The following is an 11,174-nucleotide window of genomic DNA, read 5'->3' as shown; positions in this document are numbered from 1 at the left end:
AGCGGCGCCAGGCGCTCCCACTGGGCATCCGTCAGATCACTCCTACACCCCATAGTCGTATCAACGACTCAACTGATCGCCAGGACACTGCCTAGGCCGGATCGACAACCTGTTCACGCTGCTGCCGGTGGGTTTCGTGCTGCTGGGCGGCTATCTGCGGACCGAGGACGGCAGGCGCCAGACCACTGCTGAGCGGGTGCGCCAGTCCGAACGCCTGGACCTCGCCCGTGACCTGCACGACCACGTGGCCCACTACGTCACGGCCATGGTCGTCCAGGCCCAGGCCGGAGAGCACACCGCCGAGCGCGACCCAGCCATGGCCCGCCAGCTGTTCTCCAACATCGAAAGGACCGGCCAGGAAGGGCTGGTGGCCATGGGCCGCATGGTCCGCCTGCTGCGCGAACCCGGCGGTCCCAGGACATCGGCACCGGTCGCCCCCGTCATGACGGCGATCGAGGAACTGGTCCGCCGCTTCCCGGCACCCGGACAGCACGCCTGGCTTGACAAGGCCGACGACGTGGACAGCTCCGCCTGGTCGCCACAACTGGCCAAGTCCGTCGAGCGGCTGGTCCAGGAGGGCCTGACCAACATCCGCAAGCACGCCCGTGCGGCCACCACCGTGCACGTCGTGCTGGGAACCAGCGGAGACCGGCTGGTCGTCCGCGTACGTGACAACGCCACCGGGCAGCACCGCAGCCGGGGGCGGTTCCGGCACAGCGGCTTCGGCATGATCGGCCTGTCGGAGCGGGTGGCCGAGCTGGGCGGCGAGCTCACCTTCGGCCCCATGCCCGAGGGCGGCTGGGAACTGGCGGCATCGATACCCATGAAGTGATCGATGCCCATCAAGGTAGGGAGTGAGAAGCCGCGTTGAGCGTCTCAGTAGTGATCGCCGACGACCAGGAGATGGTGCGGACCGGGTTCCGGCTCATCCTGGACGGTCAGGACGACATTTCCGTGATCGGCCAGGCATCCGACGGCCTCGAGGCCGTCGAGACCGTACGCCAGCTGAAGCCCGACGTCTGCCTGATGGACATCCGCATGCCGAAACTCGACGGCCTCGAGGCGACGAAGCGCCTGCGTCAGGGGCAGGGCGCGGCAGCGTCCGGCACGAAGATCGTCATCGTCACCACCTTCGACCTGGACGAGTACGTCTACGGCGCCCTGCGAGCTGGCGCCAGCGGCTTCGTGGTCAAGAACTCCGGCCCCCGCTTGCTGGTAGAGGCGGTACACGCCGCGGTCAACGGCGACTCCCTGATCTCGCCGTCCGTCACCGTCAGACTCCTCGAGCACCTGAGCAGGCCTTCCCGTGCCGAGACCGCGGTAGCCGCGGCGCGGCGCCTCACTCCTCAGGAACTCAAGGTCGTGACCCTGGTCGCCCGCGGCCGCACCAACAACGAGATCGCCGAGCAGATGGTGCTCTCCCTCAGCACCATCAAGAGCCATCTCAGCCGGGTCCAGGACAAACTACCGGCCCGCAACCGCGTGGAGATCGCAGCCTGGGCCTGGGAACACGGCATCGTCAGCTGACCGTCACCCCTGTGCTCCCATGGCCCCAACCGGTTCGTTGTTCTCACCGACGCCGACCACCAGGCCGTCCGCGACCTCACCCACCGCCTCGACACCATCACGCTGCGCCAGGTCATGGGCTGTTGCGGGAGAGCGCGGCGAGCCGCCCGTTCATCATCCTCACGCCGGGTGCGGCGGCGTTGCAGGAGGCGGAGGCCGTGTTCCTGATGTGGCCCTTCCACAGTGCCGACCCGGCTGCCGGCGTCGTGGAAACCATCAGGCGGCACGCCCACCGGGTGGTATTCCTGTCGTCCGGCGCAGTACGGGACGGACTGGCCCCCGAGCAACATCCCCACCTGGTCGGCCAATCCCACGCGTGGGTCGAACAGCTCATCAAGCAGTCCGGACTCGCCTGGACACACCTCCGCCCGAGCACCTTCGCCGCCAACACCTTGTGGTGGGCCGATCAGATCCGCGCCGGCGACGTGGTGCAAGGCGCCTACGGGGCCGTACCCATGACCCTCCTCCACGAAGCCGACATCGCCGCCGTGGCCGTGAGCGCACTCACTGAACAGGACCACGACGGCGCCGCCTATGACCTGACCGGCCCGGAAGTCATCACCCAGGCCGAGCAAGTGCGAACTATCGGTGAGGTACTGGGCCGCCCACTCCGGTGGCAGGAACTGCCACGCGAGGCAGCACGCCAGCGGCTCTCGGCCGATGACAGCTTCCCCGACTCGTTCGTGGATCCCCTCCTCGACGGCTACGCCGACATGCTCGCAGCCCCTCGCCCGACGACCACCTCCACAGTCGAAGCGATCACCGGTACACCGGCACGCACCTACCACGCATGGGTGTCCGACCACGCCGCCGAGTTTCGGTGACATGCGCGTGCAAGCGAGCGATGGAGTACGTAGCCCGCCCGCGCCTGACGCAAGTGCCTTGGCAACCAGGGCGATGGCGGGGGACGTCATGAGAGGTCCTTGCCTGCGGTGACGGATCGTCCGGCGATGTCGCGGAAGGCGGGCATTCCGAGGTTGACGGTGGTGGCCCGGCGATCCCGCTCGTCGAGCTGGGCGAGTTTCTGCGTGGCTCCGGCGAGGCTGATATCAAGCAGCCCCTCCCCGACTTCCTAGGACGGCGGAAAGGGAGCACCCCACCTGGACGTAACTGCACGGTGTGGAACACGGAAACCCCGTACGGGTCCGGCCTCGTCAGCCGGTGAGCCGAAGGTAACGGAGGCCGAACCCCCGTGCGGGAACAGGATGGTCCAAGAAGCGAACGCCACCAGGGCGAAAGAGCGGCCGCCGACCAGGAGAATCGGATCGATCCGGTGTGGGCGGGCCTGCTCGGCCACCTGGAGGAGGTGGTGCTCCAGGTGAGGCACGCGGGCTCATGCCAGCGTCTGATGGCGGTCCTTCTCGAGGAGGAGGGCGGAGTTGGTCCGGCTGGGGGAGGTGGCCGAGACCTCGGGCGGAGGCCTTGGTGGTGGGGCTGCTGGCAGGGTGGCAGGGGCCGGAAGGGATCTGGCTCGACTGGGAGGGACCATCATGACCACCACCACGGCATACCCCGGGATGCACCGCCGCCGGGCGCGGGGGCTCGTTGGCCGTGCGGCCGTCGTCGCGCTGGCCAGCACGGGTCTGCTGGGCACCCTGGCGCCGGCGGCCCTCGCGGCAGGACCCGTGACGACCGCCGCGCCGCACCGGGCAGTCGCGCCGTCGACGGTCGCCGAACCGGCCGCCCTGGAGAGCGCGCTGCGGGCCGTCGTTGAGGAGGGCGGCTCCTCGGCCGTGCAGGCCGAGGTCAGGGAGGACGGCCATCCGGTCTGGAGAGGTGCGGCAGGGGTCGCGGATCTCGCCACCGGCGCGCCGGTGCCGAATGGTGCCCGGTTCCGGATCGGCAGCGTCACCAAGACCTTCGCCGCCACAGTGGTCCTCCAACTCGTCGGGGAGCAAAGGCTCAGGCTGGACGACCCGATCGAGCGCTACCTGCCCGGTCTCGTCCCGAACGGCGGCGCGATCACGGTGCGCCAACTTCTGAACCACACCAGCGGCATCTACAACTTCACCGACGACCCCAGGTTCAGCACCGAGGGTGAAACCGCCCTGCAACACTGGCTGACCGTCGGCCGCTGGACGACGTACCGGCCGCAGGCCGTCGTGCACATCGCCACCGCCCAGCCGCCGTACGCGGCCCCAGGCGAGAAGTGGAAGTACTCCAACACCAACTACGTCCTGATCGGGATGATCATCGAGCGTGTCACCGGGCACACCTGGACGGAGGAGGTCGACCGCCGGATCATCCGACCACTGGACCTGCGAGGCACCTCGATGCCCACCACCTCGCCCATCGTCCCAGGGCCGCACGCCCACGGATACATCCAGCGGGCGTCCGGCCAGGCGGCCGACGTCACCATCGAGAACCCCTCGGCCTTCGGCCCGGCAGGAGCCGGGATCTCCACCACCACCGACCTCACCCGCTTCAACGCCGCACTGCTCAGCGGCAAGCTGCTGCGCCCGGCGGAGCTCGCCGAGATGAAGAAGCAGGTGCCTGCCGAGAACGGCTCCACCTACGGCCTGGGGCTGGTTCGTTATCCGACCGCGTGCGGGGAGTTCTGGGGCCTTACCGGAGGGATCGCCGGCTATGGCACGGTGCTCATGGGCGACGCCGCCGGTCGCCGCCAGGTGGCCATCTCCCTCAACCCCCTCCATGTGTCCGAGGCAACCAGCCGCACCTTCCAGACACTTATTGACACGACAACCTGCGGCAGCGCCACCGGACAGACCGCCGGGGTGCCCGGGCTCTGACCCCAGCACCGCATGGCCTGCGCACGCTGCGACTTCTACGCCCCAAGGGCTCCAGCAAAGGCCAGCTGCTGGAGGCGGACCGCCGCCCCGGCTGCGGTGGCCTGGTCCACGCGGCCAACGGCAACAGCATGATCGTGCGTATGAACGACCACACTTCGCCCCACCCGGCGCCGGTCGACGTCGACGTCGCCGTCCCCGGCAGCGGGCCACCCCGCGCATCAACGGCGAGCCCTACCTGATCACCACCCACACCATCCAGGGCTACATCGCCGAGTGGGACGGCCGGACCCTGTAGCGGCGTTCGGAGTGGCCCGGAGCCGGCCGGCATCAACGCCTTCTCCGTGCGGCAGCGACCCGTCGCGCTCCCGCGGCCCCGCGCCCCGCTGCACCAGGCACGGCTGCGTCGGCGGATCTGCCGTACCGTCCGGCGCCACGCGCTTGGTCAGACCGACCCGCTCAGCCGCTCGAGCTGATACTGCGTCAACAGGCCTGCGACATGTGCGACATGCCGGGAGAGAGTCATGGTGCACCTCACAGACGCAGACTCAACGAGATGCCCCTCAGCCTCTACCCACCTGAGACGGGAACGGACGGCAGGCGGGTCGGCCGAACATTGGGGACTCGGGTGCGGCAGTCAGCGTTGTGGTCTTGTGCCGGGCCAGGGGGCCGGCCGTCCGGTTGGTCGGGCTGCGCCCGGGGCCAGCTTCCTGCTCTACCGCACGGGGCATCAGGGCCTCGGGCGCGCCGCACGCGATGGCGGTCAACGAGACGGTGGTGGCGTTCGTGCGTGGCGGCATCGCGCCCGATTCGGCGGGTGAGGTCGGGATGGTGACGTCCTGGGCGACGGAGGTCGAGTTCGCGTGGGCTCGATGAGAGAGTGGAGCGATGGGAGACTGTCACGCTCTGTTTCTGTGGGGGCCCGGGGGTGCGATTCCCCGGGCCACCCGACCGTCCAGCTAGGCCTCCGGGCAGCTCTGAAGGAGCTCGGTGAAGGCCTGGTCGGCGGAGTCGGAGGGGAAGATCCGTAGCGCCGTGTCGTAGTCCGACGTGCTGATCACGTAGTGCTCGGCGAGGTAGGAGAAGTCGTCCCAGGGCTCCCAGGCGTGGGCGCGCAGCAGGACCCGTCCGCAGCGGGTGCAGCCGATCCACGGCACCAGTACCAGGTCGGCGAGCTCCGGCTCGCTCCAGCCCGTCACGACCTCGACCTCGTCGCCGTCATCGAGCAGCCGCACCGCGGAGGGCGTGCCGTCACCCAGGCAGCGGACGATGCCGGGCGTGAGCTGCTCGCGCTCGCCCCACTCCTCGGCGAGCACGGAGATCTGTGCCCGGTCCGCCCCGCCGATCGGGACCTGGTAGGCGAGCAGGCCCTCGACGAGCAGGCCGAGCCCGCACTCTTGTTCCCCGATCTCCCAGCAGTCCTTGACGTCCTTCGAGGCAGGTTCCGGAAGGAGATCGGCGATCCTGTACCAGCGGGCGGTGTTGTCGTCCATGGTCGGACCCTAACGCCCCGCCGGCACCCCTCAGCCGGCCGGGGCCTCCGGAAGCGGCTGGGCGTGCACGATGTCTAGCTGCGACACCGCCGGAGTGTGGACGAGGTGGAGGCGGTGCAGGCCCGCGCGGCTCGCCGCCGGCCTGGCCGACAGGACGGTGACCCGGACCCGTACCGGTCACATGACGGGCGTCCGGCGGCCGGGGCTTGACGATCAGCCTTCCGTAGCAGCGCGGGCCCCGGCCGGTGGACCGTCCGGCCCCGAGGACTATCGGCCGCGGCGAGTTGCTCGCGGAATAGAATCCGGGCGGCCTCGGGAGACTTGGCTCCTTCGGCGGACAACCCGGCGGCCTCCAGCCGCACGTCCTCGCGGCGCTGACGGCCCTTCGCCGTCAGCCCGCCCCCATCCGCCCAGCGGATACCGACGGCGTAGCGCACGGATGGCTGTCGGTCAGTTACACGAACGCGCCGATCATTTCGAAACGCCGAAGTCGGTAGTCACCTCAGATGTCTTTTCCACCGGGCCGTGACGTGTGGATGTACTGGTCGGCCCAGGCGCTGATGATGTGGGCCGCTCGCTGTGCTTGCCCTCGTGCGGTCAGGAGATGGTCTGCTCCTTCGAGCGAGACGAAGCTCCGCGGGTGTCGTGCCTCGCGGAAGATCTCTGCGGCGTTGGCGATGTCGACGGTGTTGTCGGTGGGCGAATGCATGACGAGCAGCGGCAGGTGCAACTCGCGTATCCGGTCGCGCAGGCGAGCCTGGTGGACGTCGTCGACGAAGGCGCGCTTGAGGACCAGGGTCCTCCCGCCGACGAACCACTCGTGCGATCCTTCACGGAGAACGCGATCCATGACCGCGTCGTACTGTCTCTCGACGTGGCTGGGGTCGGCAGGCGCCCCGATCGTGGCGACCGCGCGGACCCCGGTCGCCTCGGTCGCTGCGGCGATGGCGGCGGCGCCTCCCCATGAGTGCCCCACCAGCAGGTCTGCCGGAGTCCCTCGCTCTGCCATCAAGGCTGCTGCACGGACGGTGTCCTGGACCTTGATCGTGAAGGAACCGTCCCCCCAGTCGCCGTCGGAGCCTCCGATCCCGAGGTTGTCGTAGCGCAGCATCCCGATCCCCTCGCGTGCCAGCTGCTTGCTGACGCGCGAGGCGGCCGGCGAGTCCTTGCCGAGCGTGAATCCGTGGACGAGGATCCCCCAGCCCCGGATCTCGCCCACTGGCAGGTCGATCGACCCGGCCAGTTCGGGGCCGACGACGCTCTTGAATCTCACTTGTTCAGTCATGTTGTGATCGCCTCGGCGCGGAGTGGTAGTGGGGTAAGGGCAGGTGGGTGGGCAGGTGAGGGAGACACGGGCTGGTGCCTCCCCGTGCCCCGCGCGGGGAGCCCTGAGCGCGGTGCTTGTCGCTGTCGGCGCGTCAGACGGCCGGCTTCTGGACGGAGGTCGGCTTGGTGGCGAGAAGTGCCGTGATCTCATCGGCGAGGTGCGGGCCGAGCTCGCCCCAGCCGTCCTTGTAGCCGTAGACGCCGGCCAGGGTGCGGGCCTCGTAGTCGCCGTTCATGATCTCGATGTCGTTAGCGGTGATGAGTGCCGGGTGGGCGACGCCCATGGCCCCCGAGATCTTGATCAGCTCCCTGCGCAGGGTACGCAGGTAGACAGCGGCCCGGGTGGCCTTCGAGGTCGGGTCGAGGCCGCGGGCCAGCCACGGATTCTGGGTCGCGATGCCGGTGGGGCACTTGTCGGTGTGGCACTTCTGCGACTGGATGCAGCCGATGGACAGCATCGCCTCACGGGCCACGTTGATCATGTCGGCACCCAGGGCGAAGGCGACCGCGGCGTTCTCGGGCAGACCGAGCTTGCCGGAGCCGATGAAGGTCAGGTCGTCGGTCAGGCCCAGCTCGGCGAAGGTGCCGTAGACCCGGGAGAAGCCCATCCGGAACGGCAGCGACACCGAGTCGGTGAAGATCAGCGGCGCGGCCCCGGTGCCGCCCTCGCCGCCGTCTATGGTCACGAAGTCGACACCACGGTCACCACGCGCCATCAGCGTGGCCAGCTCCTGCCAGAAGCCCATCTCTCCCACCGCGCTCTTGACTCCGACCGGCAGACCGGTCTCGGTGGCGAGCAACTCGACGAAGTCGAGCATCGAGTCGACGTCGCTGAACGCCGTGTGCCGCGACGGGGAGGCGCAGTCCTTGCCGACCGGGATGCCGCGGATCTGGGCGATCTCCGGGGTCACCTTCGCGCCCGGCAGCATCCCGCCCAGGCCTGGCTTGGCACCCTGGGAGAGTTTGATCTCTATCGCCTTGACCGGGGCGCCGGCGACCACGTCCTTGAGCTTGTCGAGGTTGAAGCTGCCGTCCTCGTTGCGGCAGCCGAAGTACGCCGTACCGATCTGGAGGACGAGGTCGCCGCCGTTGCGGTGGTACGGCGAGAGGCCGCCCTCGCCCGTGTTGTGCGTCGTGCCCGCCAGCGCCGCCCCCTTGTTGAGCGCTGTGATAGCCGCGCCGGAGAGCGATCCGAAGCTCATCGCCGAGATGTTCACCACGCTCGCCGGCCGGAACGCCTTGGCGCGACCGCGCGGCCCGCCCAGCACCTTGGCCGAGGGCAGTGGGGCCTGCGGGTCGTGCGCGTCGGGCAGAGCGCCGGCGAACGTGCGCTGTTTCAGGTAGGCGTGCCCTTGCACGTGCTCGACGTCGACGTCGGTTCCGAAGCCGAAGTAGTTGTTCTCCTCCTTCGCCGACGCGTAGATCCAGGTGCGCTGGTCACGACTGAACGGGCGCTCCTCCTCGTTGGAGGTCACGATGTACTGGCGCAGCTCCGGCCCGATGGTCTCCAACAGGTACCGGGCGTGCCCGATCACCGGGAAGTTCCGGAGCAGTGCGTGCCTCTTCTGGATGAGGTCGCGGGCAGCCAGAACCGCCAACGCTGTCGCGGCGGCCGCGCCGATCCTCCGGGTGTTCATGAACGTTCCTCCTCGATGCACGACTCCATCGCCATGTAGTGAAGTCGTCGTGTCGTGTTGGGCGTTGGACGACGGGCACGGCCAAGCGGGCATCAGCGTCCGTCGAAGAATGCGAGATGATATTAAGAGGCCGCGCGAGTGGGCGTGCGGCCAGGGGGCTGATCCGAGGTTGTCTCCGCCCGTGGTCTGCGCGCCTGCTCTGTAGCACCCCGGGGAAGCCGCAGGCTGGCGAAGTTCACGCACCAGCGCAGTGGGGCGTGAGTGGCGGCGTCCTGGAAGCGCCGGTCGCTCCCGAAGACCTGTGCTACCAGGATTCCGGGGTGCGCTGAACTTCCTTCCAGCAGTACGCCCAGGCCATGGATTGGAATCGTCCCCGAGGACCTGGTGCTCCACGGCATCCGGGAACAGTGGCAGGACACGTGGCTGGACGAGGTCGCCGTCCCACTGGAACGCGACGGCCTGACCGTCAGCGAACGCGGCCGCGTCACCTGGGTCCGCCCACCCCTGCGCAGCCAGTCCCAGGACCTCAGCGGCCTGCGCGACCCATCCGGAATCCTCGCCGAACTCCAGCGCATCTCCCGCGACCTGGCCGGCGACCCCACCGGCGCCAAGCAGCTCATCGAGGCGACCGCCAAAACCGTCCTGCTGGAGCGCGGCCTGACCAACGACGAGAATGCCAAGGTCCCCATCCTGGTCAAACAGGCCCAGAAGGCCCTCGCCTCGATCGCCCCCGGCCCCGGTGGCACCGACGCTGTTCAGAAGCCGTTGTCGTACCGAGAGGGGCGCTTGGCAGTCGAACAGGGTCTTCCGGTTGGGGGATTCTCCGCCGGTCCGGGAATGAAGGCAGGTCTTGCCGCCCTGGCCCACCTGTACGGGAACGCGGCCGATCGGCCGGACCGTCCGACGGTATCCGGCGCCGGAGTGCTGACGGTCGGGCTGCAGACACCCTGGCGAACCGTCAGCGATCCTGCCGTTACCCCCTCTTGCGATACTGACGCCCGGAATGAAAGTGCCCGATCTCCGGTTGCCGTGATCATGCACTTCACCCTTCACGATGGCATCCGCATCGACTACAACGACCAGGGCGAAGGCCCCCTGGCCGTCTACGCCCACGGCGCGCTCCTCAGCCGCAAGGCCGAGGACGAGCTGGGCATGCTCAACTGGGAGGCCGTCGAGACCCTGCCCGAGCGGCGGTTCGTCCGATACGACGCCCGGGCGCACGGCGCGTCCACCGGACGCCCGGATCCCGAGGACTACCGCTTCGAACGCTTCGCCGCCGACCTCGTCGAACTCCTCGACCACCTGGGCGGGACGCGACCGGTGACCGGGATGGGGGCCTCGCTGGGCTGTGCCACGGTGCTGCACGCAGCGGTCAACGCCCCGGCGCTGTTCGACCGGTTCGTGCTGGTCATCCCGCCCACCGCGTGGGAGACCCGGGCCGCGCAGGCCGACAACTACCGCATGGCTGCAGGGCTGGTGGCGGAGCACGGCGTCGGCGCGTTCACCGCGGCGGCCGCCGCCGCTCCGATTCCGCCCTCGCTGTCCGGCCTTCCCTACCCGCCGCGGGAGCTTGGTGTGCACGCCGAGCTGCTGCCCGCGCTCTTCCAGGGGCTGGCCGCCTCGGACCTGCCGCCCCGCGAGAAGCTCGGAGAACTCACCCAGCCCACCCTGATCCTGGCCCTCGCGGACGACCCCAGCCACCCAAGGTCCACTGCCGAACAGCTCGCCGACCTACTCCCCGGCGCTGAGTTGCACGTGTCGAGCGACTCTGCTGGCGTGCGTGCCTGGGGCGACCGGGTGGCCAGGTTCCTGGCCTGACAAGTCGTCGTTCCGAGAGAGGGGCGCTCGGCAGTCGAACTGTGTTTCTCGGTCGAGTGCTTCTCCGCGGCGTACAAGTCCAGCCGAAAGGAGGACAGTTCAGCGTTCGCCTGCTGGGGGTCGGCTTCATGAACGACACTCGACACCGACGACCTCCACTTCCCTTGTCTGACTCGACATCACACAGCGTGAAGCGGAGGTCGTATCCGTGTCTGGAGGATCCCCATATGGGTGACCAACTCGAACGCCACGGAATCGATAACCGGAGGTTGGACGAAAGGTTCAGAAGCCGTTGTCGTACCGATCGCCGGGCTTGTCGATCGAACGGGAGTCTCGCTCGGGTGATCGCGGTCGGTGCCGGGCGTGCGAAAGCCCAGTCGGCCTGACGTGCGATCTTGCGCGCTTTGACCGGGAACCGCCGCGGCTGCTCATTGATCGCCAGCGGGAAGCTGACATTCCGGTACCCGGCTACTTGGGCCGCTTCGTTGTCATGGCGCTGGCACAGACGGGGTGGGTACGGGCGGCGTAGGAGCGGGCGGCCACGACGAGGCCGATGCCCAGGCCGGCGAATGCCAGGCCGCCGAACT

Annotated in this window: 8 protein-coding genes; 5 read left to right on the top strand and 3 right to left on the bottom strand. The window is 68.9% G+C overall.

Annotation, left to right across the window (positions count from 1 at the left end; all coding sequences use genetic code 11):
* Positions 1-127 precede the first annotated feature (127 nt).
* The 4 genes from ACWDAK_RS39290 (at position 128) to ACWDAK_RS39275 (ending at position 4,316) form a co-directional block, all read left to right on the top strand.
* Positions 128-832: a sensor histidine kinase gene (locus ACWDAK_RS39290; protein ID WP_427396155.1), complete on the top strand. Its 705-nt coding sequence runs from the start codon at positions 128-130 to the stop codon at positions 830-832.
* A gap of 35 nt (positions 833-867) precedes the next feature.
* On the top strand, positions 868-1,527 hold the full coding sequence (locus ACWDAK_RS39285; protein WP_344638841.1) for a response regulator transcription factor: 660 nt from the start codon (positions 868-870) through the stop codon (positions 1,525-1,527).
* Positions 1,528-1,649: 122 nt separating this feature from the next.
* Entirely contained in the window at positions 1,650-2,390 is a 741-nt protein-coding gene (locus tag ACWDAK_RS39280) for a Rossmann-fold NAD(P)-binding domain-containing protein (RefSeq protein WP_427396156.1), read from the top strand.
* Between the two features lie 666 nt (positions 2,391-3,056).
* Positions 3,057-4,316, top strand: coding sequence for a serine hydrolase domain-containing protein (locus tag ACWDAK_RS39275; protein ID WP_427396157.1), 1,260 nt, complete (start codon positions 3,057-3,059; stop codon positions 4,314-4,316).
* Between the two features lie 956 nt (positions 4,317-5,272).
* Here ACWDAK_RS39275 and ACWDAK_RS39270 read toward each other — a convergent pair.
* The 3 genes from ACWDAK_RS39270 to ACWDAK_RS39260 form a co-directional block, all read right to left on the bottom strand.
* Complete coding sequence (locus ACWDAK_RS39270) at positions 5,273-5,806, bottom strand: hypothetical protein (RefSeq protein WP_344638844.1); 534 nt, start codon at positions 5,804-5,806, stop codon at positions 5,273-5,275.
* 502 nt (positions 5,807-6,308) lie between these two features.
* Complete coding sequence (locus ACWDAK_RS39265; protein WP_427396158.1) at positions 6,309-7,091, bottom strand: alpha/beta hydrolase family protein; 783 nt, start codon at positions 7,089-7,091, stop codon at positions 6,309-6,311.
* A 133-nt stretch (positions 7,092-7,224) separates the two neighbouring features.
* Positions 7,225-8,769, bottom strand: coding sequence for an FMN-binding glutamate synthase family protein (locus ACWDAK_RS39260; protein ID WP_344638846.1), 1,545 nt, complete (start codon positions 8,767-8,769; stop codon positions 7,225-7,227).
* A 384-nt stretch (positions 8,770-9,153) separates the two neighbouring features.
* On the opposite strand from ACWDAK_RS39260, the gene ACWDAK_RS39255 reads away from it, so the two are divergent.
* Positions 9,154-10,587 (top strand): alpha/beta fold hydrolase, encoded by a 1,434-nt coding sequence (locus ACWDAK_RS39255; protein WP_344638847.1) that lies wholly within the window; start codon positions 9,154-9,156, stop codon positions 10,585-10,587.
* Positions 10,588-11,174 lie beyond the last annotated feature (587 nt).

It is taken from the genome of Kitasatospora sp. NPDC001175, from assembly GCF_053598215.1.
This window is presented reverse-complemented; position numbering and strand designations above follow the sequence as displayed.